Source organism: Ruegeria sp. BHSA162 (assembly GCF_059613385.1).
In genome coordinates this window covers 25,534-50,446 of sequence record NZ_JBXWSK010000018.1, presented here as the reverse complement: position 1 = coordinate 50,446, position 24,913 = coordinate 25,534, and the positions used below count along the sequence as shown (strand labels likewise).

Genomic DNA, 24,913 nt, shown 5'->3' with positions numbered 1-24,913 from the left:
TGACTGCCGGTGCCGCAGGATCGCCACGAGGATCAGACCAACCACGAGCAACAGTGCCACTGCCAGAACAACCCAACCCCAGGTCTGCGGTACCATGGAAATCGGAGCCGGCTCGGGCGCGGGTTTCAGCATGTCCAGCAGCTCGACCAGCGATTTGCCTTCGGTGTCCGGGGTCATGACCGCCCCCGTTGGTGGCCGAACAGTCTCAGGATCTGGGCCAGAGCGGGCTCGGCGGTGGTCAGCGGGATGACGGGAAACCCGTATCGGCGCGACCAGGATTGCAGCTGCACCAGCCGTTGCTCCATCGCCTGTGTCACGCGGTCCGACATCTGGCGGTCTGACGCGTCCAGTTCGATCTGCTGGTCGCCGTCCGAGACCGTCAGGCGAAGCTCGGGCGGCATGTGGCGCGAGATCGGGTCGGAGATGTCGAACAGGATCAGGTCATTGGAATGGGCCAGGCGGCGCAGCAGCCGTTCGGACCCGTCGGTCAGGCCGTCAAAGTCCGAGAACACGCAGACCAAGGCATTGGTATGTGCGATGCGCGCAGCCTGTTGCAGCACCTGGTTCAGCGAGACCGTGGCTTGTGGGCGGAGCCCGGCATGCAGGTTGCAATTGAGCGCGCCGAGCGAGGACAGAAACCGCCGCAAGGCCGCCGGGCGGCGCTGTGGCCGATGTTCGGCCAGGTCGGTATCGCCGAACACGATACCGCCGACGCGGTCGCCCTGCGCCAGAACCCGATGGGCGGCGATGGCCGCAGCCTCGGCCGCTACCACCGATTTCATGTAGACTTGTGTGCCGAAGAACATCGAGACCCGCTGATCCACCAGCAGCAGCGCCGGGCGGTCGCGCTCTTCGGTATAGACGCGCACATGCGGCTCGCCGGTTCGGGCCGTCACTTTCCAGTCGATCGTGCGGATGTCGTCGCCGGGCAGATAGGTGCGCAGTTCCTCGAAATTCAGGCCGCGCCCGCGCAGGCGCGAGGCATGGCGGCCGTTCAGCACGGAACGGGCAGGCTGTCGGGGCAGAAGGCTGAGCGCGCCGCTGCGCCCGCCGAGGCTCAGCAGGTGGCGGGCATCGACGTGGATGCGTGGGTCGCGGGATGTCGCTGCGGTCGGGGACACGCGGCTCTCCTTTGTTGCGATCAGGGCAGGGCGACGAGCTTCAGGATCTCGTCGATCACGTCATCGGCGGTCTTGGCGTCCCCCTGCGCTTCGAAACTCAACGTGATGCGGTGGCGGAACACGTCATGGGCAATGGCACGGATGTCGGCCGGGTCGACATAATCGCGCCCATTCATCCAGGCATGGGCCCGGCCGCATTTGTCCAGCGCCAGCGACGCCCGCGGGCTGGCGCCGATCTCGATCCACGGGGCGAGCTCATCGCTAAGCGCGGACGGCGTCCGGGTAGCCTGAACCAGATCGGCCATGTACCGATCCATAGCATCCGAGACATGGATCTGCCCGATCTCCTGCCGGGCTGCAAAAACGGCATCCTGCGGGATCGGTGAGGGTTTCTCGGCGGTGGTCCCGGAATTGGCGGCGGTATCCTCGCCGCGGACCAGACGGATCACCAGCACCTCGTCCTCGACCGGGGGGTAAGTGATCTGCACATGCATCAGGAACCGGTCCATCTGTGCCTCGGGCAGCGGATAGGTCCCTTCCTGCTCGATGGGGTTCTGAGTGGCCATCACGATGAACAGCGGCTCCATCTTATGGGTGGTGCCGGATACGGTGACCTGCCGCTCCTCCATCGCCTCAAGTAGCGCAGCCTGAACCTTGGCCGGCGCGCGGTTGATCTCGTCCGCCAGGACGATGTTGGCGAAGATCGGGCCGGGCTCGAACCGAAAGGTGCCGCCCGCTTCGGTCTGGGTATAGACCTCGGTCCCAGTCACGTCGGACGGCAGCAGGTCGGGCGTGAACTGGATGCGGCTGAACTCGGCATCAAGATTGCGCGCCATCGCCTTGACGGCACGGGTTTTGGCCAGGCCCGGCAAACCTTCGATCAGCAGGTTCCCGTTGGCCAGCAGCCCGATCAGAAGGCGGTCGATGACCTGAGTCTGTCCAATGATCGATTGGGCCATCCGGGCTTTGAGATCGTTGATTTGGTCAAGCGGTGTCATGGCGGTCCAATCATCAGAAACGGTCAATCATGCGTTTGCGCCGGACCCGCTGGATCTTTTCGGTCAATCCATTGCAATATTTGAAAGTTAGCAGCGCACTCGTGACCGATCCACCCCCGATTTCAGGGTGTTCAACCCTGATCAGGGCCGTGCCGACTTGACGTCGTCGGCCAAACGTCCATCCAGCGACATCAGGACGGCGATCGGGCGCAGGGCCGGAATGTGACTGAAGATGATCAGAATGCACACGGTCAACGGAACGCTGAGAAACGCGCCGATCAGGCCCCAGACCGTGGTCCAGAAGGTCAGTGCGAGGATGACCAGAAATGTCGACATGTTCAGCGAACGGCCCAGCAGGGCCGGGTCAAGGAAGTTGCCGATCAGGAACTGGATCGTGCCGCACCCGAAGACGATGATCAGGAACGGGCCGATCGTCTCGAACTGAACAAGGGCGATCATCGCGGGAAAGATCACCGCGATGATCGACCCGATTGATGGGATGAAGTTCAGGGCAAACGTCAGAACGGCCCAGGTTTCCGCGTATTCCAGACCCAACACGCGAAAAACCGAATAGCTGATTCCAGCGGTAACGAGGCTGATGAAGGTTTTGACCCCGACGTAGCGCTGCAAGCTGAAGGTAATCGCATCCAGAACCGAAGAAAGCTCGGCTCCGGTGACGGGGTTGCCCGCTGCAATCCGCAGCTTTTTGCGGAAGGCCAGCCGCTCGGCCATCAGGAAGGCCACATAGAGGCTGATCAGGAAGAACTGGTTTAGCATCGAGGTGGCGCTGCCCAGCAAAATCCGCGCGACCGAGGTCATGTCGATGCTGATCAGGTTGTCCCTGACAAAAGCGGTGACATCATTCCCGACCAGACCGGTGACGCGGTTGATCACGCCGTCGAACTGGCTTTCATAGGTGCCCGCGGTTCGCGCGAACTGCGTGGCCTGACTGCCGAGGATGTAGGTGATCATGAACAGGCCCGCCAGAACCACTGTGACTGCGGCCAGGTTGGCAAGCCAGACCGGAGCGCGGGTCAGTGCGATCACCCGATCGCTGAGTGCGATGATCAGAACGTTGATCAGCAAGGCCATGGTCAGCGGAACCAGAAAGCTGGCGCCTGCGTAAAGCCCCAGAACCACAAGCGTCAGCACGATGGTGACGTCGCGAACGACACTCAACCTCAGCGGTGTGCGGGTGGGGGGCTCTGATGGCGTCATGCGGGGCCTCGGCTATACCGGTGCATGCCGGCAGCGATTGGAGTTTTGTGGGGCAATCCTGCACAGGCAGCGGGCTTTATGCAATCGGGCCAGACAGTTATTCGGTAGAATCTCGTGCAATTGGCACATTGGCCGGTTCTTCCAACGCGGATTGCAGGCTAGAGTTTCCCAATGACACGTCTTTCGATTCCCGTTTTTGGCCGGTTTGGCCGGGCGCTGTGGCTGGCGGTCCAACGCTTTGGCGACAAAAACGGTTTCGTCATGAGCAGCCATGTGGCGATGTCGCTGATGCTGGCGCTGTTTCCGTTTGTTCTTTTCACCGTCGCTTTGGCCGGGTCGTTGTCGCAGGGATATGTGACGGACGAACTGATCGAGTTGATATTCGGTGCGTGGCCACAAGACGTGGCCCAACCCATCGTGGCCGAACTGCGCGCGGTTCTGGACGGGTCGGGTTCGGGTGTGATCACGCTGGGCGGTCTACTGGCCGTCTACTTTGCCTCGAACGGAGTGGCGGCCGTACGTGCCGCCATGAATCAGGCCTATCATGACAATGACAGCTGGCCATTCTGGAAGACGCGCCTGCTTTGCCTCGGGTTAGTCATTTTGGGCGGAGCCGCGATCCTGCTGATCGCGGCGGTTGAACTGGTGCTGCCGGTCTATACACGTCTGGTGTCCGAGAATACGGCCGTGGACGTGGGCGAGTGGCTGTCGGTTGACCGTTTGCGGTGGACCTTCACGGTGGCGGTGCCGGCGGGAACGGTCTTACTGGCCCATCTGATCCTGCCGACCAAGCGTCACCGCATCATGCAAATCCTGCCCGGAGTGGCGCTGACCCTTCTGTTGTGGGCGGCCGGAGGGTGGGGGTTCTCGGTCTATATCGCGCAATTCGCGACCTACAGCGCCACCTATGCTGGCCTGGCGGGGGCCATGGCCGCGTTGATTTTCATGTATCTGTGCGCTGCCATCCTAATTTTCGGCGCAGAGTTCAACGGCGCGCTGATGGACATCGACAATCAGGGCGAGGTCGGAGCTTCATGAGAAATTGGCACCGCATCGCCCGGATCATCGCGTTTTCCGGATGCGCCCTTTTGCAAAACGGCGGTTGGGCTTGGGCGCAGGACTATGTCGGCTCGGACGCTTGTCGCGATTGTCATGACGAACAGGTGCAAGCCTGGGCAGGATCCCACCACGCCCTGGCTTGGACAGAGCCCGCGCCAGACACCGTTGTGGCCAATTTCGGTGATACGACCTTTTCTCATGACGGCATGACCGTCACGTTTCGGCGGGAGGGGTCGGACTATCTTGCCGACGTGACCGAGAAGGACGGCCAAAGCCAGCAATACAGGGTTCATTCCGTCGCTGGGATCGAGCCGTTGCAGCAATATCTGTTTGAAACCGAGCCCGGCCGATTGCAGAGCTTTGATGTGGTCTGGGACACGCAGGCCGGGCGCTGGTACCACCTGTATCCGGATCAGGACTTGCCGCCAGACGATGGGTTGCACTGGACCGGCCCATACAAGAATTGGAACGGCCGCTGCGCGGAGTGTCACGCGACAGGGTTCGAAAAGAACTTTCAGCCGCAGACCCAGTCCTTTGCTTCCGAGCAGGTTGAGATCGGCGTGGGCTGTGAGGCTTGCCATGGCCCCGGCTCGGCTCATCTGGATTGGACAAAAGGTCAGCCCGCGCCTGCCGGGCTGAACGAGTTTGGGTTTCCTGCCATCTGGGGTACGGGCGACACCGAGATCGAGATTCAGCAATGCGCCGGCTGTCATTCCCGCCGCGAAGCGCTGGAGGACGGAAACCCGCTGCCCGGCACGCCATTCCACGATGCCTACAATCTGGCGCTTCTGCGTCCGGGTCTCTACCACTCCGACGGCCAGATACTGGACGAGGTCTATGTCTATGGATCTTTTTTGCAGTCCAAAATGTATGCGCAAGGCGTCGGCTGCCTGAATTGCCATGAGGCGCACAGCGCAACTCTGAAGGCCGAGGGCAATGCGGTCTGTACGCAGTGCCATTCCCCGGCTGGCGATCCCGATTTTCCGTCACTGCAAAAAGCGCAATACGACGATCCCTCACACCATCACCACCCGGAGGGAGGCGAGGGGGCGCAGTGCAAAAGCTGCCACATGATCGAACGCCTCTATATGGGCGTCGATGGCCGGCGCGATCACAGTTTCCGTGTGCCGCGCCCCGATCTGGGCTTGGCAGAGGATGCCTGCACTGATTGCCACACGGATCAGGATCAGCCATGGGCCGCCGCCGCCATCAATGACTGGTTCCCGGACTCGGATCATCGTACGCCCCATTTCGGCACGGCATTCGCCCCCGCATTTGCCGGAGAGGTCGAGGACCCGGCCGCGTTGCTGGCTGTTGCTCAGGACGGTGCGCAACCCGGCATCGTGCGGGCGACGGCCGCCTATCTGCTGCAACCCTTCGCGACCCCCGAAATGGCCGAGCAAACAGCAGCGATGCTGACGGACGAAGACCCATTGGTTCGCGCCAACGCGGCGGTGTTGCAGCGGGCGGCAGGCCTGGACGACAGGGTGGCCCGGTTGTCGCCGCTGTTGTCCGACCCAGTGCGAAGTGTACGCCTTGCCGCTGCCAAGGAGTTCCTGCCCATTCCCGCCGCGGCTTTGACGCCCCTGCAGCGCAACAACGCGCGTGAGAACATGGCGGATTGGCAGCGCTCGTTGTCCAACCGTCTGGATTTCCCGGAAACCCACCTGGTCCTTGGGGGGATGGCGCTGACGCTGAGAAACCCTGTCGCCGCCGAACAGGCCTTTCGTCAGGTGGTATCCATGGATCCCCAGCGCGAGGATGCTTGGCCAATGCTGATCCAGCTGGCCCAAATCAACCGCGGCACGGATGCAGCCCGTCAGGTGTTGGATGAGGGTCTTCGGACTCTGCCCGACAGCCCAGCGCTTCAGGATCTTGCGCGGCAACTGGGCCGGTAAACCGGCATCGAAGCGACGCAGTTGCGCCATTTTGCAGTCCCATTTGCCGGCCAACATCCATGGTCAAGTCATTGACCAGTTCAGGATGTGGTTATCCATGTTGTATTTGAAACGCCCGTCGACAAAGCTCGACCAACCTGTGGCAACGCGCCGGGTCTCGCTGGATCAGCGGATCGACGAGTTGCGCAACAAGCCGGCCACGTATCTCAACCATGGCGAGGCGTTGCTGCTGCAGGGAATGGCGGCGGCGTCGTTGCGGCCGCAGCGGATTGTGGCCGACAAAATCGCCCTGGACGACGACTGATCAGCCCCGAAAACCGGTTGCCACCACGAATTTTTCCGAACTGTCCGACCGTGAAGCTGGCGGTTTGACATTTGCCACTTTCTCGAACTTCTGCTTCAGCAGTTTCTGCAGATCGCCTTCGGCGCCACCTGCCAGAACTTTTGCGACAAAGGTTCCTCCGACCTCCAGCACGTCAAAGGCGAAGTAGGCGGCGGTTTCGCACAGCGCCATGATCCGCAGGTGGTCGGTCTGCTTGTGCCCGGAGGACGCGGCGGCCATGTCCGACATGACAACGTCGGCCTTGCCGCCAAGCCACTGTTTTACCTTCTCGTCGGCATCGTCTTCCATGAAGTCCAGAACGTGGGTTTCGGCACCCGCCACGGGCTCGACCTCTTGCAGGTCGACGCCCAGAACCGTCCCGATCCGTTTGCCCGATTTCTCGCCCAGCGCATTCACGCGTTTGACCGCGACCTGGCACCAGCCACCGGGCGCGCAGCCAAGGTCGACCACGCGTGCGCCCGGAACCAGAAAGCGGAACTTGTCGTCCAACTCCAGAATCTTGTAGGCCGCGCGCCCCCGATACCCCTCGGCCTGCGCTCGCTTAACATACGGATCATTCAGCTGCCGCTCGAGCCAGCGGGTCGAACTGAGCTTGCGTCCGCGCGCGGTCTTGACCTTGACCTTCAAGTCACGCTGCCCGCGTCCCGAGGTGTTTTTGCCGCTGGGTTTCTTGGCCATAAAAAAGGTCTCCTGAAGACTGCGAGGCCTTTACCCGCTTGTTCATGTGGCATCAAGCCGATGATATCGACCGCTCCATCAATAGCAGATCGGGCCAGGGCGTAGAAACACCAAATGCCGCCCATCCCAGACCGTTCAAGAGCTTCCCGCCGAGGGTGCCAGATGTCGGCGGTGACGCCGAAAAACTGTGCAGCAGTTCTAGCGCCTCTGCCGAGTCGACCGCTGGCACGGCGATCCCAATGCCGCCAATCGCCAAAGCATAGTGCGGAACGGTGTTGGCGAAGTGAAAACTCGGGCTGAATACCTTGAACCCAGCAGCCTCAAGCGCACAGATCGTGGTTGCAGCCGTCGAAACCCGGTAGGCGATCGCTATGGTCGCAAGCGGCATGCAGCGCAGAGCTTTCTCAAAACGGCCCGTCTTCCAGGACGCCATCGGCGCTCATCTGTGCATAAAGCAAACCCTCGCGCAGCCCGCGGTCCGCCACCGATAGGCGGTCGGTCGGCCAGCAGCGCAACAGCGCCTGCAAGATGGCAGATCCGGACATGATCAGGGCCTGCCGGTCCTCGCCAATGCGCGGATCGCGACGGCGGCCTTGAGGGCCAAGCTCCAGATAGCCGCGAATGACCTTGTCGATCTGATCGCTGGTCATGCGCAGGCCGTCCACCTTGGTTCGGTCATAGCGCTTCAGGCCCAGATGAGAGGCAGCGACGGTTGTGACGGTGCCACTGGTGCCAACGATCTGAAACCCCTCGCGGGCCTGTTCGTCCTTATAGGGCGCAAAATCGGCCAAGTTTTCTTCAAAAAACCAACTCATCAGGGCAAAGCGGGCAGCATCGTCTTCGACATCGTGGAACTGATCGCGCAGTGTGGCGACGCCCAGTGGAACGCTGATCCAATCCACCACCTTGGCCGCCGGAAAGGGACTGTCGACCGTGTGGAACCCGTTGTGCAACCGCATGATCGCCGATGGCCGGTCTCGCCGCGGCACCGAGGACAGGTCGATCCAGACCAGCTCGGTCGAGCCGCCGCCGATATCGACCACCAGCAGCTGCTCGGTCTTGGTGCTGACCAGCGGCGCGCATGAAATCACGGCCAGGCGCGCCTCTTCCTCGGGTTGGATGATCTCCAAGGTCAGGCCGGTTTCGCGTTTCACCTGCCGGATGAAGTCGCGCGCGTTCCGGGCGCGACGGCAGGCTTCGGTCGCCACAAGCCGCATACGCTTGACCTTGTTCCGTTTCAGCTTTTGCTGGCAAATCCGAAGGGCTTGGATGGTGCGCGCCATCGAGGACCGCGACAGCCGTCCGGTCCTTTCAAGCCCGGCACCAAGCTGCACGGACTTCGAGAAGCTGTCGACCACATGAAAGCCGCTGCCCTTGGGCTGGGCGATCAGCATGCGACAACTGTTAGTCCCCAAATCCAGCGCGGCATACAGGGCATCTGGATCGGGTCTTGCCGGCGCGGGGCTTTCGACCATCTTCGGGAACGCGCCCGCACCTTTGGGACGCTTGGGCGCCATCGTCACGCCCTCCGATTTTCGAGTTACCCCGACCTTAGGTCGCGGGCGCGCGTCGTGCAAGACGCTCATTAAAGTCATGAGGATTTTGATGGACCCCGAGACTGGAGAAACCGGTGCAGGGCCTGTATCCCGAACTGCAAAACGTCGCTGTAAAAGCGCCGGGTGTCGAAATCCGACCGACCCGGCCCCACATTGCCGTTTAGAACCGGACCATCTGGTTAGGAGGAATCACGATCAATGCCTGACGTCACCATCGTATACTGGCGCGACATTCCCGCTCAGGTCATCGTCGGCAAGGGCCGGCGCGGGGCCAAGCGGCAATTGTCGGAACGGTTCGAACAGGCCATCGACCGCGCCGCCATGAAGGTGAACGCCAAGGACAGCGACGCCTACCTGGCCGAGTGGCGCAAGGCCGAGCCGTTCGAGGTTGAGGGCGACCCGGCCGAGATCGCCGAGGCCCAGGCGCTGCGCCTGGAAACGGAATACGATCAGGATCGCCTCAAGGCCCTGATCGGAAATGACGGTTGGGCATGAGCCCCAGAACTTTATGGGAGGCCGCGATGGCTTTGCTGAACTTCAAGAAACGTGATGCGGCCGAAAAGGTCCCGGTGAACCCTGCCGTCGAAGCCTTTCTGAAAGGGTATTCGATCGAGGTGATGCCGCGCACCGCCGAGAAGGTCGAAGATTTTCGCGATCTGCTGCCCGAAGGCACGCGCGTCTACATCGCCCATATCGAGGGCACACCCATCGAGGACATGGTCAAGACCGCCAAGCGGATTGCGGCCGAGGGCTATCCTGTCATGCCGCATTTCCCGGCCCGCATCATAAAGGACGCGGCGACGTTGGAGAACTGGATCGCCATGTATCAGGGCGAGGCGGGTGTCGAGCAGGCGTTGCTGCTGGCAGGCGGCGTGGACAAGCCGCATGGCGACTTCGACAGCTCGATGCAGTTGCTGGAAACGGGGCTGTTCGACAAGGCGGGCTTCAAGCGCCTGCACGTCGCAGGCCACCCCGAGGGCAACAAGGACATCGACCCGGACGGTTCGACCAAAAACGTGGACGAGGCGTTGCGCTGGAAGCAGAAATTCAGCGAAACCACCGACGCCGAAATGGCGCTGGCCACCCAGTTTGCCTTTGACGCCAAGCCGATCATCGCATGGGCCGACGGCCTGAAGGCGGCGGGGATCGACCTGCCGATCCATATCGGCATCGCCGGTCCGGCCAAGCTGCAGACCCTGATCAAATTCGCGATCGCCTGCGGTGTGGGCCCATCACTGAAGGTGCTGCAGAAGCGCGCCATGGACGTGTCCAAGCTGCTGCTGCCCTACGAGCCGACCGACGTGATTACCGAATTGGCCCAGCACAAGGCGGCCAACCCCGACTTCAACATCACCAACGTGCACTTCTTCCCGCTTGGCGGCATCAAAACCAATGCCAATTGGGCCATCGAAAACGGCGGCGCCTCGGCGAAGCCTGCAAACTCCTAAGGACCGGACATGACCCGTACAGTCGTAGAATCAAAGACCAAAACCGCGATCATCGGCTTCGATCAGCCGTTCTGCGTGATCGGCGAGCGGATCAATCCGACCGGCCGCAAGAAGCTGGCCGCCGAGCTGGAAGCGGGCGATTTCTCGACCGTCGAGCAGGACGCGCTGGCACAGGTCGCCGCCGGGGCGACCGTGCTCGATATCAACGCGGGTGTGGTCTACAACTCGAACCCCAACCCGAACGAGACCGAACCGCCGCTGATGCGACAGATCGTCGAGCTGGTGCAGGGTCTGGTCGACGTGCCGCTGTGCATCGACAGCTCGGTTCCGGGTGCGTTGGAGGCCGGGCTGGAGGCTGCCGAAGGCCGCCCGCTGCTGAACTCGGTCACTGGCGAGGAGGACCGCCTGGAACTGGTGCTGCCGCTGGTCAAGAAATACAACGTGCCGGTCGTAGCGATTTCGAACGACGATACGGGCATTTCCGAAGACCCCGACGTGCGCTTTGAGGTTGCCAAGAAGATCGTTCAGCGCGCCGCCGACTATGGCATTCCGGCCCACGACATCGTTGTGGACCCGCTGGTGATGCCGATTGGCGCGATGGCTACCGCCGGCCAGCAGGTCTTTGCCCTGGTACGCCGCCTTCGCGAGGAGCTGGGCGTGAACACCACCTGCGGTGCGTCGAACATCTCGTTCGGTCTGCCGAACCGTCACGGCATCAACAACGCCTTCCTGCCGATGGCGATGGGCGCGGGCATGACCTCGGCCATCATGAACCCGGTGGCGTTGCCGGTGACGCAGAAGAAGATCGCCGAGAAAAAGGCCGAGGTTGCGGCGGCGGGCATCATCCTGCCCGAGGGAATGGACGACGAAACCTTCGTTCAGATGTTCGGGCTGGGCTCGACCAAGCCGCGCGCCGGCAAGGAGATGGAGGCCATTCGGGCCGCCAACCTGCTGACCAACAACGACCCGCATGGCGGCGAGTGGATCAAGTTCAACAAACCTGCCGATGCTGCAGGCGCCGAAGGCGAGAGCGCACGTGGCCGCCGGGGCGGTGCTCGACGTCGCCGGGCCTGAGCAGGCTGCTTTGTCAACGGGCCGGGCAATCTGCCCGGCCTTTTTGTTTGCCGCGCTGATCGAAGCATCTTGAACTCTGCAAAGGACGGGTGATATTCAGCACCGAGCGGCGGGTATGATGTAATGGTAGCCTGTCAGCTTCCCAAGCTGAACGCGCGGGTTCGATTCCCGCTACCCGCTCCAAGCACTTTGATATTTGCCCGCTTGAAGCTCAAAAGCTGAGCTGGACTCGGACTATTTCGCGCAAAAATCCTGCCACAAAAAAGCCAAAATGAACGAATTCTCGCGTTAAACGGGAAATCCTTTTCGTTTGTGGGGAGGTTTGCCAGATACGGGCTCGATACGATTTGAACTGACGGGGGAACCCTCGTTCCTGTGCGAAATTCGCACATTAATGAGTACAAACTGGAGTTCAAATCATGTCAAAGGCAATTCGTAGTCTATTTATTCGTCTGCGCCGTGACGAGCGTGGCGCCACTCTTGTCGAATACGGTATCGCACTGTTCATCGCGATCGCTGTTGGCGGGACCCTGCTGACCGGTCTGGGCGGCACAACCAACACCAACTTCAATGACGCCAACACGGCTGCAACACGGCCGTAATCCTGCTGTTTTGGCCTGAAAAGCAACTGGTTTTCCGCCGCGAGGACGGCGGGAAGCCAGAACCAGACCAGTCTCGGCATACTGCGCCCCGCGTGAAGCAGTTTCGGCCGAGGACTGGCCCCACGTTTTCAGAATGACCGGCCCGGCTATTTGGAGGGACCTATGCGATTGAAATCCTTGATGATAACTATTCTTGGCGTGGGTCTGGCGGGTGGCGCCGTGATGATCGCGCAGGAGCAGCTGAGACGGAGCCAGGCCGCCGCTGATCCGACGATCGTTCGCGTGGTCGCAGCAGCAGAAGAGATCCCGTTCGGATCTCCGATTGAAGGTCACAAGCTGACCGCCATCGACTGGCCGGCGGATTCCGTGCCGGCAGGTGTATTTACAAGTTTCGAAGATGTTCTGCCCACAGCAGGTGTCGACCCGCGACGCGCCAAGCGCGCGTTGGCGCAGGGTGAAATCCTGTTGGCGTCAAAGGTTTCTGACTTCGGTGAGAAGGTCACCATCGTTCAGACCTTGGGCGAGAACAATCGTGCAATGGCCATCAATGTGGATGCGCAGACCGGTGTTGGCGGGTTCGTCACACCAGGTGACTTTGTTGATATCGTGCTGACGCAGGGCAAGAACGAGTCGCTGCGGGCGGTGACGATCCTGCAAAACATTCGTGTCATTGGGGTTGATCAGACGGCTGATGAAGATGTCGACCAGCCCGGGATTGCCCGAACGGTGACTGTCGAAGTCACGCCGGACCAGGGACAGCGGTTGGCATTGGCTCAGAAGGCCGGGCAACTCAGCCTGTCACTGCGGTCCCTGCAAATCCAGGAAGACAAGCCGTTGGAGGCTATCCGCCTCAGCGACATTCTGCTTGAAAAGTCGCCGGTTGCAGAGGGCGCGCCCAAGCCGATCGTGAAGGTGCGTCGGGGTACCACGGACGTCCAGGAAGTTCCTGTTGCCGGCAACCCCTCGAATGCAACCGTGTCCAACTGATCGCTCGCGAGGTCTGTTCATGCCCACGTTGCGCAACATAAAGGACGACGAACAGGGGACCATTCTGGTTTTCGTCGGAATTTGCATGACCGTGATCGTTGGCATGGCGGCGTTGACCTTTGATCTTGGGCGACTGGCTTCTACGCAGACCGACCTGCAGGCTTATACCGATCACGTGGCTCTGGCCGCCGCCGGAGAACTGGATGGCGGCAGTGACGCGATCACACGCGCCACGGCTGCAGCAGCCGGAATGATCGAAGACTCCCAGTTCTTTGCCGAGGGCAGCCAAGATCTGGGGACGGCCGCAGATTATTCGCTGCGGTTTCTGTCGGGACTGCCCGATCCTGCCGCCGATCCGGATGACAATGATCCAGTCGATGGGTTTGTTACGACCGATCCCGCTCTTGCCGTTCTGGTTGAGGTGACCGCGACCCCTAGAACCGTTTTCCTTCCGTTCGGTCGGGCGCTCGCTGACTTGTTGGGCGTGACTCGCCCGGATGAGGATGTCGAGGCCGTCGCGATTGCGGGTTACACCCAATATGCCTGTGATGTGACGCCGTTGATGTTCTGCATCCCTTCCGGCTGGACAGCGAATGCGAACAAAGGGTCAACCATCAAGTTGCGCACTGGAGGTAACGGTGCCGCTTGGGGGCCGGGGAATTTTGGTTTCCTCGACCCGACGGACATCGGCATAAACCCCAACGGTCCTTGCGCGGGGCAGACCGGATCCAAACTCTATATCTGCCTGATCGCGGCGCATGGAAACCTGACGCAATGCGTGTCTCAGCGCGGTGTTGATACCGAGCCCGGTCAGCGCAATGGCATTGGCAGCGCAATCTACAATTCTCGGTTCGATATTTTCCACTCGACGATGAGCAACCTCAAGAATGATGAAGACTATGCGCCCGGACCGCAGGTCATCGCGGGCTGGGAAAACTCTGGCGGAAGCTGTCTGAAGAACAATCCCGAGGTTTCGACCGACTCGATGCCGTTTCCGCCCGACGATTGCTTCGCCGCCGGCACCTGCGCGCATGGCGGCCGTTTTGGAAACGGTGTCTGGACCTCCGGCAAAGCGGCTTATTTGGACATGAACTATGGCGACGGTCCGGCCAATGATCTGACGCCGCACCCGCTGGGTAACCCGACGGGTAACACGCGATACGAAATGTATCTCGACGAGATCACCAGGGCTGGTACGGGTGATGTGCTGTTTGGGCGCAGCGAGTCCGGCCGCCCGCAATGCGCGAGCACAACGCTGGACGACCCTGACCGCCGCACATTTATCGCAGCCGCCATAAACTGCGGTGCCAATCCGGTCGCGGGACGCGCGGAGAACGTTCCGGTGCAGGAGTTTGTAAAGGTTTTCCTGATCCAGCCGCTCGAAGAATCCTCGGGAACTGATTTTGACATCTATGTCGAGGTGGTCGAGCAGGTCGGCGGTGGAGTCGGCGGCAGCAGCGATGATGGAATCTTTCGCGATGTCGTGAGGTTGTATCGATGACTCGGCTCGTTCGGCATATCCGACGGTTGCGGTCGTGCGAGGCCGGCGCCCCGATGGTCGAGTTCGGGATCGTACTGCCGCTGATCCTGCTGTTCTTTGCCGTGATCATCGAAGGTGGGCGTATCACCTGGATTCATCAGGCAACGTCGGCCGGGGTGCGTGATGCCTCGCGTATGATCGCGCGGATCGCACCGTTGGACTTGTGCGCAGCGGGCGGAGTCGGCAGCTATGACGCTCTGGCCACGGACATCGTCCAGAACCAGTTGGGCGGTTCGTCGATCATGCCGCATGGCACAACCGTCATCGACGTCACGCCGCGCTGTATCTCGCGGGCTGGCGTGTACCGGATCAATCCGACTTCGGTGGTCGAGGTCACGGCTCAGATCCGGATCGAGTACCTTTTTGGAAACGTTTTCAGCCTTTTTGGGGCGGCGCTGGGGCCTCTCGACACCGAGATTTCGGACCAGAGCCGGGTGTTTGGGGTATGACGGGTAACCTGCATATGCTGCGCGCTTTTTGGCGACGTGAAAACGGATCGGCCCTGGTCGAGCTTGGCATGGTCGTTCCGTTGTTCCTGGTGCTCGTGTTTGGAATTCTCGAGTACGGACGGCTCTACTGGTCCACGACGATGGCGCAGAAAGCGATGCAAAAAGCCTCTCGGCTTGCCACGGTCGGGCCGCCCCTGTGTGGCGCGATGCCAAACACGCACACGCTGGCCGGTGGCGCCCCCGCAACAACCAAGTTCGGAGCGCTGTGCCGCAGCGGCAGCATCTGCGCCAATCCGAACCTGCCGGCGCCGTGTCAGCTTGACGCATCAACTGCCTATGGCAGCCGGATCTGGGACGAGATCGAAATGCTGCTGCCGCCCGGAGCCACCGCGGCAAATGTGCAAATTACCTATTCGCACGATCCTCGTCTTGGTTTTCTTGGTGGACCCTATACACCGGTGGTTACAGCCGAACTGGTAAACCTGGACTACGATTTCGCGCTGCCAATTGGGCCGCTGGTCGCCCTTGCTGCTGGCAACCCTGCCATATCCGCCAGCAGCCCCAACACCATTTCAATCCCAACGATGAGCACATCCGTCCCGGCCGAGGATCTTGCCATCGGTGCCGTTGAGTAAGGAGAAGAGTCATGAGTGCCAAGCAGATTTCAGTGCTGTTGATTTCCCCGGACGAAGAGATTTTCGCGGCAATCGAAACCTCGTTGGAGGGGCTGAGCAATTGCCGCTTTACGGGCCGCAAGGACACTGTCGCGCGGGTCAACGGGACGGCCGTTGCCTTGTCAGCGCGTCATGACGTTGTTCTGTTCGATGTGGATGACAGTTCGCCAGAGCTGTTGCAGACCGCAAAGCAGATTTGTGATGCGCGCATGCCCAATGCGATCATTATCGCCCTGGCGTCTGAAGATCTGCCGCTTGAGAAGGCCCGACAGCTCAAAAAGCTTGGAGTTGATGACGTGCTGCCGCGCAATGCAATCCATGAGGAGATCATTCCGCAGGTGGATGCGATCCGTGCCCGACGGCAGGCGCAGCTTCCCGCCGTTTGGGGTGGACAAGCCACACTTGGCAAGTTGATCGCGGTTGGCAAATCTCGTGGTGGCGTTGGATCGTCCTTGGTTGCGGCCAATATGGCGAACGAGCTTCAATCCAAGGCCGGCTTCCTGAAAAAGACGGCGTCGAACTCGGTTGCGCTGGTGGATCTGGACTTTCAGTTCGGCTCGATTGCTGCCTTGATGGATGTCGCCGAAAGCGACGCGATGTGGCGCATGGCCATGGAAGGCAGCATTCCCGACAGTGCCTTTTTGGAACAGGCGATGGTCAAGTCGCCCTGCGGGGTCGATATCCTGGCGGCTCCGTCGCGCTATGGTCCGTTGACTGCAATCAAGGAAGAGCAAATTTCGGCCATTCTGGATTCCCTCAAACGTACCCATGACTACGTCGTGGTAGATTTGCCGCGGGCGCTGGTGGAATGGATTACGCCCGTCCTGACGCAAGCGGACCGCCTATATTTGGTGACGGACGTTGCCGTTCCGTCCGTTCGCTCGGCCCGCAAGCTGATGGATTTCTACCAAGCGGAAAATCCAGCACTGGAAATTCAACTGGTCGCCAACCTTGAAAAGAAACCCATCATTCCGGCGGCGCACCACAGAGCGGCGGCAAAACTCCTTGAAAAGGACTTTGCATTTTGGGTGCCGCGCGACGAGCGCACAGTACGCGAGTCGGTCGATCGGGGCGTGCCGTTGGAAGATGTTTCATCCCGCGCACCGATGACACGCGCAATCCGAAAGCTGGCACACGAGACATGCCTGTCATTGCCGCCTCGGGTCGGCCAGCACTGAGGCAGAGTGTTTCGGAATAGTTAAATATTTGCAGAAGGTTAAGTAGATGTTTCGAGAATTCGACCGACCAGGCCAGGAAAAACCGGACGCTTCGAAAGTTGTGCCGTTGGACACCAAGCAGTTTGCTCAGATCAGCAAGCCGGTTCATCGCTCCGGCGATGACCTCGTATTGATGCATGACATCCAGAACGACCGGATAGATCTGAAGGCGCGGCTGCATAATTCGTTGCTGGACAAGCTTAACCTCGCCGTTATCGAAAAAGTCGAGGAAGAAACACTGCGGGGTGAAATTGGGCGACATGTCACCGAACTGCTGCGCGCCGAAGGCCGTGCGATGCGCAGCGAGGAGGTCAAGCAGCTTGTCGAAGAGCTGATGCACGAGGTTCTTGGCCTGGGCCCGTTGGAACCGTTGTTGGCCGACCCCACGATCAACGACATCCTCGTGAACGGTCACACGCAGATCTTTGTCGAGCGCTCGGGCATCCTCGAAAAGACATCGGCACGTTTCCGTGACGAACGTCATCTGCTGCGGATCATCGACAAGATCGTCAGCCGGATCGGTCGCCGTATTGATGAACGGCAACCGTGGGTGGATGCGCGGTTGGAAGATGGCAGCCGCGTCAACGCGATCATTCGGCCCTGCGCACTGGACGGGCCGGCGCTTTCTATTCGAAAATTCTCGCGGGTTCCGCTGACGATGGAACGCCTGATCAAGAACGAGGCCTTGAACGAAAGCGCAGCCAAGCTGCTGCGGGGATTGGTTGAAGCCAAGATGAACGTGCTGATCTCGGGCGGAACCGGATCGGGCAAGACCACGATGCTGAATGCATTGTCGTCGTATATCAGCCCTCGGGAGCGGATCGTCACGATTGAAGACGCGGCCGAACTTCAGCTTCAGCAGGAACATGTCTTGCGCATGGAAACGCGGCCTGCTGGCCTCGACGGTACTGGCGCCGTTGCCCAACGAGACCTTGTGCGAAACGCGCTGCGGATGCGTCCGGATCGGATCATCATCGGCGAGGTGCGCGGCTCCGAAGCATTCGATATGTTGCAGGCGATGAATACCGGCCATGACGGGTCGATGACGACGGTACACGCCAACAGCCCACGCGATGCACTTTCCCGGGTCGAGCAGATGGTGCAAATGGGCGGGCTGGAGCTGCCGCATGCAGCAATCCGCGCGACTATCGCTTCGGCAATTCACTTTGTTCTGCAATTGAACCGCCTGTCTGATGGTACCCGCCGTGTCACCTCGATTGCCGAGATCACCGGCATGGAGGGCGATATCGTGACCATGCAGGACATCTTCGTCTTCAAACGTGAAGGCAAGGACGAGGCCGGCAACATCCTCGGGCGCTTCATGCCGACCGGTATCCGACCGAAATCCAGCGATGCGCTGGCGGCGGCGGGTGTCGACCTTTCATCGATCAAGTTCAACTGAGGGACCCGGCCATGTTGGAAGATCTCAGATCCTTCTTTTCGACGCACAGCATAGACTCGTTGATCGGACCAGAGATGGAAGTGGGCGGTTACGATGTCCGCTTTGTTCTGTCACTCTTGATATTTCTCGGCGCCCTGATTGCTTTCGAAGGGGTCCGTCAGCTTTTGAAGCGCGGAGAAAACCGGGAAGAGGCGATAAACCGGCGCATCCAGATGCTGAACCAGGGAAAGACTGGCGAGGACGTTCTGGAATTGCTCAAACCGCGGGAGAGCAAACCACTCATGAAGTCGTTTCCGCTGGTCGGCGACTTGCCGGGTGCCCTTGCGGCATCGGGCCTGCACATGGTGCCGGAAATGTTCCTGTTGGGATGTGGGGGTGCTTTTCTGGTTTCGGCGATCGGAGGCTCACTGGTGGCCAACCCACTGACGGTCATACCTGTAAGCGCTGTGTGCTTCCTGTTGGCCCCGTTGGTCTACCTTGGCGCCAACCTCAGACGGCGCAAGGCCGCGCTGATCAAGCAATTGCCGGATGCGTTGGACCTGATGTCGCGTGGGTTGAAGGTCGGACATCCGTTGAACACGACCTTGCAGAGCGTGGCAAACGAAATGCCCGATCCGATCGGAACTGAATTCGGTCTGGTCGTGGACCAAGTCGCTTATGGGGAAGAGTTGACGACCGCCATTCGCAACATGGCAGACCGGGTAGATGAAGAGGATATCCAGTACCTCTCGGTCGCGCTGACGATGCAGCATGGCACTGGTGGCGATCTGGCCGGCATTCTGCGAACATTGGCGCGCGTCATCCGTGCCCGCATGTCTCTGCGGCGCAAGATCAAGGCCATTTCTGCCGAGGGTCGGATGACCGCCTATATCCTGTCGTTCATTCCTGTCGGGATTGCCCTCGTGATGACGGTCATGACGCCGGACTATTACGGAAGCGTTGTGCAATACCCGATTTTCTGGCCCGTCATGAGCGTCATTTCAGCGGCCATCGTTCTGAACGCCATCGTTTTGTTCAAGCTTGTCAATTTCCGGATCTGAGGGAGGGTTGTCGAAATGGAAATCGTGAACTCGCTACTCGACACTGGTCTTTTTTCCCAACTCATGATCCTGGGCGTTGTTGCCGCCGGCGCGATCGTTGCATTCTTTGGGATATCATCGTCGCTCGGCGATCGGTCTACAGCAGCAGAACGGATGCTGCCCAAACGAACAAGGGGCCAGAGCCTTGCACGTCTTGTGCCGGAAAAGGTGGAGGGCGATACACCGACCGGGCTGAGCGCCGCACTTATCCCCAGCGATGCAAGTGTCAGGTTCGAAGTTGGCCAAGTGCTTGCGCGCTCAGGGTTTCGCGGCCGGAATGCAATCGCCAATTTCTATCTGATCCGTTTGGGCTTGGCGACGTTTCTGCCGCTTGTCTTTCTTGTCCTCATGTCTTGGCAGCCTGCGTCCAGTATCGGCGCCACGATCAACGATTATGTGTCTGGTCTGAATTCATTTCAGATCTTGCGGAACCTTGGCATCCTCTGCGGCATCGGGTTCTTCATCCCCCAGCTTTGGATGAGCGCTCGGATCAAGGAGCGTAAACGTCGGATGGAGAATGCGTTCCCGAACATGCTGGACTTGCTCCAGATTGGGATCGAGGCGGGAATGGGCTTTGACCAGGCGCTTCTCAAAGTTGCAGTGGAAATGCAGACTGTATCGCCCGAAATGTCCGAGGAAATTCTGATTGCCCTGAGCGAGATTCAGGCCGGGCGCGACCGTGAAGTTGCGTTGATGAGAATGGCGCGCCGGACGGGGATCGACGAAATGAGTTCGTTCGTGAGCGTCGTCCTCCAGTCGTCCCGGTTCGGCGTCCCGTTGTCGGCCGCCTTGACTACGTATTCCGAAGAAATGCGCGAACTGAGAGAGCTTCGCGCGCAGGAGAAAGCCAACAAGTTGCCGGTGCAGATGTCCGCGGTCATGGCGAGCCTGATGTTGCCCTCGATCGCGGGGCTGATCCTTGCACCGATCATCATTCGATACGTCGAAACTTTCGTGAAATGACGCTGTTTTTGTGGGTGCGGCGCTCCCGGGTCCACACCAGGTCAACTGTGCGTCCCCGACTTGGGTCGCGCTCTTTCAGGCGCTGTAAAGCAGCATCGACCAGCCGGCCAGGATCAGGCCCGAAAGGCCTATGGCAATCCCAAGAGGAAACTCGCGTCCGCTGAGCGTTGCTGCAAGCTTTCCTGTCGGTTGTCGGACGCACAGGCGCAGCAGGGTCAAGCTGGTCAGTCCAAACGCCATCGCGGCAGATAGTAGCAGCATGTATGTCGAAAGGGCTTGGGTCGGTATCGCCAAAAAGACCACTGGTAGCATTTTGGCGTCTCCGCCCCCCAGCCAACCGGCGGCGAAAAGGGCAAAACAGATCCCAAAGCAAAGCCCGGCGGCGATCAATCGCAATCCAACTTCATGCAAGCCGAGGGCAGGGAACCCGACCAGAAACAAGGCAACCCCTATCAGGCAGTACAGGTTCGGTATCCGGTATTCGGTTAGGTCCGTCCACGCCACCGCCACAAACAGCGGCACCATCAACCACAGAGGTACCCAGATATGCCAAGGCAGATCAATCATCATGCGCGCGCCTGATTGTGTCTGCCGTGCAAGGCTTCGCGTTCTTCGATCGAAACCAGCCGTCTGGCCAACATGTGGAAGTTCTCCATTCCTGTCTTGCCGTAGATATGCTTGAGATGCGTTCTTACAGTCGCGGGACCAATCTCGAGCTCGGTTCCAATGGACTGTTGCGACAGTCCCCGGGAAATCAGAACGCAGACCCGCCATTCGGCCCGTGTCAGGCCCGCTGGGTTTTCGAGGCTCATCAGCGGCGCGTCATTCACCGCCCTTTGGATGGTTGTTACGGATTGGCGGGACAGTGCTTCGGTAATCAGACCGGCGCGTCTGTTGCGGTAGATCTCGGAGATTTCGGGTGCGATTGTCTCTATCGCTTCGCGCCAGCCGGGTTCGAGGCCTTTGGCGAAATGCAGCTCCAGAAAATCGATTTCGCAGCCTTGGTTGTCGAGACAGACGAACAGGATATCGTGCAGCTTGCGGTGCGAGATCCAGTCCAAAACAACGGCAGAAAACTCGTTTACGGGTTTCCCGTGATCCTTGAGACTGAAGACGACGCCTTTCTTTGGCTTGCTCGCAAACGGACCAATCACGTCGTTCGTGAAGGAAAGGAAAAGCGGCCGACTTATTGTCTGGTCACGGGTATCTGCGCGCGCAGCTACTCGGCTGCCAACTTTATTGAGCCAGACACGGCTGAGGGTACCGCAATCGGCTCCAAACGCGTTGACAACTTCGGTCAACGCAGCGTCCAGAACCACTCCGCCCTGGCTCCATTGAATGAAACTGATCAATGCGCGTGTGTGTTGCGTGTTCGGTAGCCACGCACCTGCACGGCCCATCCCCCTGTCCATATAGCACCAACTGGTAAACGTCTTACTCACTAAAGCGAGCCGGTTCAGCGGCTTCTGTAGATTTGAATTACTCTGCCCAATACATTCATATTTTACGATTTTTACGCAAAAATCACCAAGAATCTTATTAAGTTTCCGGATGGTGAGAAAAACACTGGCAAAAACGCAGACAATTAGGCTCAAAAGGCTGAAAAGAGTTGACGATCAGAAACAATAACAGTCAGCGGGTGTGATTGGCCAAGGGCGACACGCTCTGGTATTTCAGGAGGGCTTACGGGCCTGAAAGACGTTGATGACTGCCGGGATGCCAAACCCATCTGCCGTTTGAAAACTCGAAAACTCCTGGGCCACGGCGCTCTGGATTTTTCGTTCGTCGGCCTCATCGCCTTTAAAATGCGCTATCACGCGCGCGGCCGGCCCGACCCGGGTGCAAAGCTCAGCGGTGGCCTCCACCGATCCAAGCCCCGGTAGTCGGAGGCTTACGGGGTTGGCGAAGATGTCATCCAAACCCGCCGTTGCCATCATGCCGGTCACATGGTCGATGTCATGAAAGGCAAGTGGTCCCGGTGCGTACCGACCATATTTTGGTGGGTGGCCCAGATGCGATGTGGCGGCCATGTGGGGAATCCTGAACCAGGGATTGTCAGCCAGAGGTCCCCATGCGGCAAAAGTCATTTGTCCGCCGGGGGCCAGAGCCTTGGCGATGTTGGCGAACGCCGCAACCGAATCCTGAAAGAACATGACACCGAACCGCGATATCGCAGCGTCGAACGCGCCCTCGGGGAACCGGGCGACCTGAGCGTCGACGCATTGGAAATCGACGTTTTCAACACCCGCGGAAAAGGCCCTTTCCTGCGCTCGGCTTAGGAACGGCTCAGAAATGTCGCCGCCAAGAACATGGCCCTGCGGTCCGACACGCTGGGCGGCCGCGATGGTGCTGGCGCCGGTCCCGCAGCCGATGTCCAGCACGCGCATTCCGGGTTCCAGTTCGGCCTGATCCAGAACGAGGTCCAGAACCGGGGCCAGCATGTGGTCCAGTTTGTCCTCAAAAGTCAGCCACTTGGTGCCGGATTCGGAGTTGCCCCAGTATTCAGCCTGATCTTCGTTTGCTGTTTGCATGGGGGTCCTCCGCAGTTTTTCGGACTATGCCTTTCTGCGGCGACGGCGGCCAGTTTTTTCCGCATCGCCTCCGGTGTTGAAGGACGGAGCGGGCAGGGTGACGATCTTAACCAGTTCCGGGAACGGGTCGGTCTTGTGCGGAATCGCGTTCGCGGCGACGAAATGCTCCTGGAATTTCGGCTCGATCGCGGTTTCGACCTTGGTGATCTCGCGCACCACGCGTTCGATCTCGGCCCGGGCGGCGATGTTGCACAGCGCGATGCGTGCGCCGGTGCCGGCGGCGTTGCCCGCGCTTTGGACCTTGTCCAGCGGCGCGTCGGGGATCATGCCCAGAACCATCGCGTGTTTGGTCGAGATATGGGCGCCGAACGCCCCGGCCAGCACTACGCGATCCACACGGTCCACGCCCATCTCGTCCATCAGCAGCCGCGCCCCGGCATAGAGCGCGGATTTCGCCAGCTGGATCGCCCGGATGTCGCCCTGTGTCACGGTGATGCGCGGGCCGCCCTCGGCGCTGGCGTCATGGATCAGATAGGAATGGGTTCGGCCCTCGGGGATGCAGCGGCTGGTGCCGGTCTGCTCGGCCGAGCCGATCAGGCCGCTCTCGTCCAGCAGGCCGGCCATGCGCAGTTCGGCCACCGCCTCGATGATGCCCGACCCGCAGATGCCGGTGATGCCGGTAGTGGCGATATCGGTCTCGAATCCGTCTTCGTCGGACCACTTGTCCGAGCCGATCACGCGGAACCGGGGTTCCTTGGTCACCGGGTCGATCTGAATGCGCTCGATCGCGCCGGGCGCGGCACGCTGGCCCGAGCTGATCTGCGCACCTTCGAAGGCCGGTCCGGTGGGCGAGGAACAGGCCAGCACGCGGGTCGTGTTGCCCAGCAGGATCTCGGCATTGGTTCCGACGTCCACGATCAAAACCAGATCCTGCGACTTGCCCGGCTCTTCGCTCAGCGCCACGGCGGCGCAGTCGGCTCCCACATGGCCCGCGATGCAGGGCAGGATGTAGACCTGCGCACGGGGGTTCATCGTGGTCAGATCCATCTCGCGTGCGTGCAGCGTGACGCTTTCCGACGTGGCCAGCGCAAACGGCGCCTGGCCCAGTTCAACCGGGTCCAGACCCAGCAGAAGATGGTGCATGACCGGGTTGCAGACGAACACAGTTTCCACGATCAGGGCCGGGTCGATCCCTGCCTCGTCGGCGATCGAGGTGACCAGATCGTTGATCGCCTCACGCACGGCCCGGGTCATCTCCTGATCACCGCCGGGGTTCATCATCGCGTACGACACACGGCTCATGAGGTCTTCGCCGAACCGGATCTGCGGGTTCATCAGTCCCGACGAGGCCTTGACCTCACCGGTGTCCAGATCGGTCAGATGCGCGGCGATGGTGGTCGAGCCCAAATCGATGGCCAGCCCGTACAGCCCGTTTTCGTGCAGTCCGGGCCAGATTTCGACGATGCGCGCCACTTTGTCCTTGTGGCCCTTGTGCAGGGCGACCGTGACCTCCCATTTACCCTTGCGCAGGGTCGGCTGCAGTTTGGACAGAAGCGACAGGTCGGCGGTGACGGCGTCGATCTGCCACTGCTCGCGCAGGGCGCGCTCCAGCCGTTCCAGATCGCCGGTGGGCGAGTGCATGTCGGGTTCTTCGACCACCACGAAATAGAGGCGCGTGGCCGGGTCCATGGTGATGGCGCGCGCGGCGGCGGCCTTGCGCACCACCTGGCGGTGCACCTGGCTTTCAGGCGGGACGTCGATCACCACGTCGCCCTGAACGGTGGCCTGACAGCCCAGCCGCCGGCCCGGTTTCAGACCGCGCTTGTCGTCATAGCGCTGCTCGACCGCGTTCCATTCGCTCAACGCGTCTTCGCGGACCGTGACGCCGTGTTTGGGAAACTCGCCATAGCTGGGCGTGATCTGGCATTTCGAGCAGATCCCGCGCCCACCGCAGACCGAATCCAGATCGACCCCCAGTTGCCGGGCCGCCGTCAGGATCGGAGTGCCGACGGGGAAATGTCCGCGTTTGCCCGAAGGGGTAAAGACGACAAGGGGATCGGTGGTCATGACGGATGC

Annotated in this window: 26 protein-coding genes and 1 tRNA gene; 16 read left to right on the top strand and 11 right to left on the bottom strand. The window is 60.5% G+C overall.

Features of this window, described 5'->3' with window-relative positions:
- The 4 genes from AC2FM5_RS07890 to AC2FM5_RS07875 form a co-directional block, all read right to left on the bottom strand.
- A partial coding sequence (locus tag AC2FM5_RS07890; protein WP_496734893.1) for a DUF4381 family protein occupies positions 1-132 on the bottom strand: 132 nt, incomplete at its 3' end.
- A 41-nt stretch (positions 133-173) separates the two neighbouring features.
- Positions 174-1,121 (bottom strand): DUF58 domain-containing protein, encoded by a 948-nt coding sequence (locus tag AC2FM5_RS07885; RefSeq protein ID WP_496734889.1) that lies wholly within the window; start codon positions 1,119-1,121, stop codon positions 174-176.
- Positions 1,122-1,141: 20 nt separating this feature from the next.
- Positions 1,142-2,119, bottom strand: coding sequence for an AAA family ATPase (locus AC2FM5_RS07880; protein WP_496734887.1), 978 nt, complete (start codon positions 2,117-2,119; stop codon positions 1,142-1,144).
- A 141-nt stretch (positions 2,120-2,260) separates the two neighbouring features.
- Positions 2,261-3,337 carry an AI-2E family transporter gene (locus AC2FM5_RS07875; RefSeq protein ID WP_170359158.1) on the bottom strand — a complete coding sequence of 359 codons (1,077 nt, stop codon included), beginning with the start codon at positions 3,335-3,337 and terminating at the stop codon, positions 2,261-2,263.
- Between the two features lie 171 nt (positions 3,338-3,508).
- Here AC2FM5_RS07875 and AC2FM5_RS07870 point away from each other — a divergent pair, with 171 nt between their 5' ends.
- The 3 genes from AC2FM5_RS07870 (at position 3,509) to AC2FM5_RS07860 (ending at position 6,598) form a co-directional block, all read left to right on the top strand.
- Positions 3,509-4,375 (top strand): YihY/virulence factor BrkB family protein, encoded by an 867-nt coding sequence (locus AC2FM5_RS07870; protein ID WP_170339051.1) that lies wholly within the window; start codon positions 3,509-3,511, stop codon positions 4,373-4,375.
- Positions 4,372-6,294, top strand: a complete 1,923-nt coding sequence (locus AC2FM5_RS07865; RefSeq protein WP_496734884.1) for a multiheme c-type cytochrome — start codon at positions 4,372-4,374, stop codon at positions 6,292-6,294. The genes AC2FM5_RS07870 and AC2FM5_RS07865 overlap by 4 nt, the downstream gene beginning before the upstream one ends.
- 97 nt (positions 6,295-6,391) lie before the next feature.
- On the top strand, positions 6,392-6,598 hold the full coding sequence (locus AC2FM5_RS07860) for a hypothetical protein (protein ID WP_093962135.1): 207 nt from the start codon (positions 6,392-6,394) through the stop codon (positions 6,596-6,598).
- Here the strand turns inward: AC2FM5_RS07860 and AC2FM5_RS07855 are convergent, their stop codons facing one another.
- From AC2FM5_RS07855 to AC2FM5_RS07845, 3 genes are read right to left on the bottom strand one after another with little or no spacing between them, the layout of a single operon-like run.
- On the bottom strand, positions 6,599-7,315 hold the full coding sequence (locus AC2FM5_RS07855; RefSeq protein ID WP_170339056.1) for an RlmE family RNA methyltransferase: 717 nt from the start codon (positions 7,313-7,315) through the stop codon (positions 6,599-6,601).
- Between the two features lie 52 nt (positions 7,316-7,367).
- A complete protein-coding gene (locus AC2FM5_RS07850) occupies positions 7,368-7,703 on the bottom strand; it encodes a hypothetical protein (RefSeq protein ID WP_496734881.1) in 336 nt (111 codons plus the stop codon).
- A 16-nt stretch (positions 7,704-7,719) separates the two neighbouring features.
- Complete coding sequence (locus AC2FM5_RS07845) at positions 7,720-8,832, bottom strand: Ppx/GppA phosphatase family protein (protein WP_496734879.1); 1,113 nt, start codon at positions 8,830-8,832, stop codon at positions 7,720-7,722.
- Positions 8,833-9,069: 237 nt separating this feature from the next.
- On the opposite strand from AC2FM5_RS07845, the gene AC2FM5_RS07840 reads away from it, so the two are divergent.
- The 13 genes from AC2FM5_RS07840 to AC2FM5_RS07780 all read left to right on the top strand — a co-directional run bounded on the left by AC2FM5_RS07840 (position 9,070) and on the right by AC2FM5_RS07780 (position 20,306).
- Positions 9,070-9,366 carry a virulence factor gene (locus AC2FM5_RS07840; protein ID WP_490360414.1) on the top strand — a complete coding sequence of 99 codons (297 nt, stop codon included), beginning with the start codon at positions 9,070-9,072 and terminating at the stop codon, positions 9,364-9,366.
- A 26-nt stretch (positions 9,367-9,392) separates the two neighbouring features.
- The gene (locus AC2FM5_RS07835; RefSeq protein WP_496734891.1) at positions 9,393-10,319 is read left to right on the top strand and encodes a methylenetetrahydrofolate reductase; all 927 of its coding nucleotides are present in this window, start codon (positions 9,393-9,395) and stop codon (positions 10,317-10,319) included.
- 9 nt (positions 10,320-10,328) lie between these two features.
- Positions 10,329-11,393, top strand: coding sequence for a methyltetrahydrofolate cobalamin methyltransferase (locus AC2FM5_RS07830; protein WP_170439179.1), 1,065 nt, complete (start codon positions 10,329-10,331; stop codon positions 11,391-11,393).
- 109 nt (positions 11,394-11,502) lie between these two features.
- Positions 11,503-11,576 (top strand) — tRNA-Gly (locus AC2FM5_RS07825).
- 236 nt (positions 11,577-11,812) lie between these two features.
- Entirely contained in the window at positions 11,813-11,995 is a 183-nt protein-coding gene (locus AC2FM5_RS07820) for a Flp family type IVb pilin (protein ID WP_093962121.1), read from the top strand.
- A 180-nt stretch (positions 11,996-12,175) separates the two neighbouring features.
- A complete protein-coding gene (gene cpaB / locus AC2FM5_RS07815) occupies positions 12,176-12,982 on the top strand; it encodes a Flp pilus assembly protein CpaB (RefSeq protein ID WP_254428886.1) in 807 nt (268 codons plus the stop codon).
- Positions 12,983-13,001: 19 nt separating this feature from the next.
- On the top strand, positions 13,002-14,483 hold the full coding sequence (locus AC2FM5_RS07810) for a pilus assembly protein TadG-related protein (RefSeq protein WP_496734876.1): 1,482 nt from the start codon (positions 13,002-13,004) through the stop codon (positions 14,481-14,483).
- Positions 14,480-14,971, top strand: coding sequence for a TadE/TadG family type IV pilus assembly protein (locus AC2FM5_RS07805; protein ID WP_170338526.1), 492 nt, complete (start codon positions 14,480-14,482; stop codon positions 14,969-14,971). Before AC2FM5_RS07810 ends, AC2FM5_RS07805 begins: the two co-directional genes overlap by 4 nt.
- Complete coding sequence (locus tag AC2FM5_RS07800) at positions 14,968-15,606, top strand: TadE/TadG family type IV pilus assembly protein (protein WP_496734875.1); 639 nt, start codon at positions 14,968-14,970, stop codon at positions 15,604-15,606. Before AC2FM5_RS07805 ends, AC2FM5_RS07800 begins: the two co-directional genes overlap by 4 nt.
- A gap of 11 nt (positions 15,607-15,617) precedes the next feature.
- Positions 15,618-16,823 carry a CpaE/TadZ family protein gene (locus AC2FM5_RS07795; protein WP_170359183.1) on the top strand — a complete coding sequence of 402 codons (1,206 nt, stop codon included), beginning with the start codon at positions 15,618-15,620 and terminating at the stop codon, positions 16,821-16,823.
- Positions 16,824-16,869: 46 nt separating this feature from the next.
- Positions 16,870-18,264, top strand: coding sequence for a TadA family conjugal transfer-associated ATPase (locus AC2FM5_RS07790; protein WP_496734874.1), 1,395 nt, complete (start codon positions 16,870-16,872; stop codon positions 18,262-18,264).
- Positions 18,265-18,275: 11 nt separating this feature from the next.
- Positions 18,276-19,304 carry a type II secretion system F family protein gene (locus tag AC2FM5_RS07785; RefSeq protein ID WP_170359187.1) on the top strand — a complete coding sequence of 343 codons (1,029 nt, stop codon included), beginning with the start codon at positions 18,276-18,278 and terminating at the stop codon, positions 19,302-19,304.
- A gap of 15 nt (positions 19,305-19,319) precedes the next feature.
- Positions 19,320-20,306 (top strand): type II secretion system F family protein, encoded by a 987-nt coding sequence (locus tag AC2FM5_RS07780; RefSeq protein ID WP_170359189.1) that lies wholly within the window; start codon positions 19,320-19,322, stop codon positions 20,304-20,306.
- A gap of 75 nt (positions 20,307-20,381) precedes the next feature.
- Here AC2FM5_RS07780 and AC2FM5_RS07775 read toward each other — a convergent pair whose 3' ends face one another.
- The 4 genes from AC2FM5_RS07775 to AC2FM5_RS07760 all read right to left on the bottom strand — a co-directional run bounded on the left by AC2FM5_RS07775 (position 20,382) and on the right by AC2FM5_RS07760 (position 24,904).
- Complete coding sequence (locus tag AC2FM5_RS07775) at positions 20,382-20,876, bottom strand: A24 family peptidase (RefSeq protein ID WP_170442747.1); 495 nt, start codon at positions 20,874-20,876, stop codon at positions 20,382-20,384.
- Entirely contained in the window at positions 20,873-21,901 is a 1,029-nt protein-coding gene (locus tag AC2FM5_RS07770; protein ID WP_496734871.1) for a helix-turn-helix transcriptional regulator, read from the bottom strand. Before AC2FM5_RS07770 ends, AC2FM5_RS07775 begins: the two co-directional genes overlap by 4 nt.
- 78 nt (positions 21,902-21,979) lie before the next feature.
- Positions 21,980-22,837: a class I SAM-dependent methyltransferase gene (locus tag AC2FM5_RS07765; protein WP_170339087.1), complete on the bottom strand. Its 858-nt coding sequence runs from the start codon at positions 22,835-22,837 to the stop codon at positions 21,980-21,982.
- A 24-nt stretch (positions 22,838-22,861) separates the two neighbouring features.
- A complete protein-coding gene (locus AC2FM5_RS07760; protein WP_480635736.1) occupies positions 22,862-24,904 on the bottom strand; it encodes an ASKHA domain-containing protein in 2,043 nt (680 codons plus the stop codon).
- Positions 24,905-24,913 lie beyond the last annotated feature (9 nt).

Bases quoted from the DNA above. Each gene is read 5' to 3' on its own strand.
- AC2FM5_RS07795 (WP_170359183.1), top strand. From the start codon at position 15,618: ATGAGTGCCAAGCAGATTTCAGTGCTGTTGATTTCCCCGGACGAAGAG.
- AC2FM5_RS07880 (WP_496734887.1), bottom strand. From the start codon at position 2,119: ATGACACCGCTTGACCAAATCAACGATCTCAAAGCCCGGATGGCCCAA.
- AC2FM5_RS07845 (WP_496734879.1), bottom strand. From the start codon at position 8,832: ATGGCGCCCAAGCGTCCCAAAGGTGCGGGCGCGTTCCCGAAGATGGTC.
- AC2FM5_RS07860 (WP_093962135.1), top strand. From the start codon at position 6,392: ATGTTGTATTTGAAACGCCCGTCGACAAAGCTCGACCAACCTGTGGCA.
- AC2FM5_RS07840 (WP_490360414.1), top strand. From the start codon at position 9,070: ATGCCTGACGTCACCATCGTATACTGGCGCGACATTCCCGCTCAGGTC.
- AC2FM5_RS07855 (WP_170339056.1), bottom strand. From the start codon at position 7,315: ATGGCCAAGAAACCCAGCGGCAAAAACACCTCGGGACGCGGGCAGCGT.
- AC2FM5_RS07765 (WP_170339087.1), bottom strand. From the start codon at position 22,837: ATGCAAACAGCAAACGAAGATCAGGCTGAATACTGGGGCAACTCCGAA.
- AC2FM5_RS07760 (WP_480635736.1), bottom strand. From the start codon at position 24,904: ATGACCACCGATCCCCTTGTCGTCTTTACCCCTTCGGGCAAACGCGGA.
- AC2FM5_RS07805 (WP_170338526.1), top strand. From the start codon at position 14,480: ATGACTCGGCTCGTTCGGCATATCCGACGGTTGCGGTCGTGCGAGGCC.
- cpaB (WP_254428886.1), top strand. From the start codon at position 12,176: ATGATAACTATTCTTGGCGTGGGTCTGGCGGGTGGCGCCGTGATGATC.
- AC2FM5_RS07775 (WP_170442747.1), bottom strand. From the start codon at position 20,876: ATGATGATTGATCTGCCTTGGCATATCTGGGTACCTCTGTGGTTGATG.
- AC2FM5_RS07830 (WP_170439179.1), top strand. From the start codon at position 10,329: ATGACCCGTACAGTCGTAGAATCAAAGACCAAAACCGCGATCATCGGC.
- AC2FM5_RS07875 (WP_170359158.1), bottom strand. From the start codon at position 3,337: ATGACGCCATCAGAGCCCCCCACCCGCACACCGCTGAGGTTGAGTGTC.
- AC2FM5_RS07810 (WP_496734876.1), top strand. From the start codon at position 13,002: ATGCCCACGTTGCGCAACATAAAGGACGACGAACAGGGGACCATTCTG.
- AC2FM5_RS07780 (WP_170359189.1), top strand. From the start codon at position 19,320: ATGGAAATCGTGAACTCGCTACTCGACACTGGTCTTTTTTCCCAACTC.
- AC2FM5_RS07865 (WP_496734884.1), top strand. From the start codon at position 4,372: ATGAGAAATTGGCACCGCATCGCCCGGATCATCGCGTTTTCCGGATGC.
- AC2FM5_RS07785 (WP_170359187.1), top strand. From the start codon at position 18,276: ATGTTGGAAGATCTCAGATCCTTCTTTTCGACGCACAGCATAGACTCG.
- AC2FM5_RS07790 (WP_496734874.1), top strand. From the start codon at position 16,870: ATGTTTCGAGAATTCGACCGACCAGGCCAGGAAAAACCGGACGCTTCG.
- AC2FM5_RS07870 (WP_170339051.1), top strand. From the start codon at position 3,509: ATGACACGTCTTTCGATTCCCGTTTTTGGCCGGTTTGGCCGGGCGCTG.
- AC2FM5_RS07800 (WP_496734875.1), top strand. From the start codon at position 14,968: ATGACGGGTAACCTGCATATGCTGCGCGCTTTTTGGCGACGTGAAAAC.
- AC2FM5_RS07820 (WP_093962121.1), top strand. From the start codon at position 11,813: ATGTCAAAGGCAATTCGTAGTCTATTTATTCGTCTGCGCCGTGACGAG.
- AC2FM5_RS07835 (WP_496734891.1), top strand. From the start codon at position 9,393: ATGGCTTTGCTGAACTTCAAGAAACGTGATGCGGCCGAAAAGGTCCCG.
- AC2FM5_RS07850 (WP_496734881.1), bottom strand. From the start codon at position 7,703: ATGCCGCTTGCGACCATAGCGATCGCCTACCGGGTTTCGACGGCTGCA.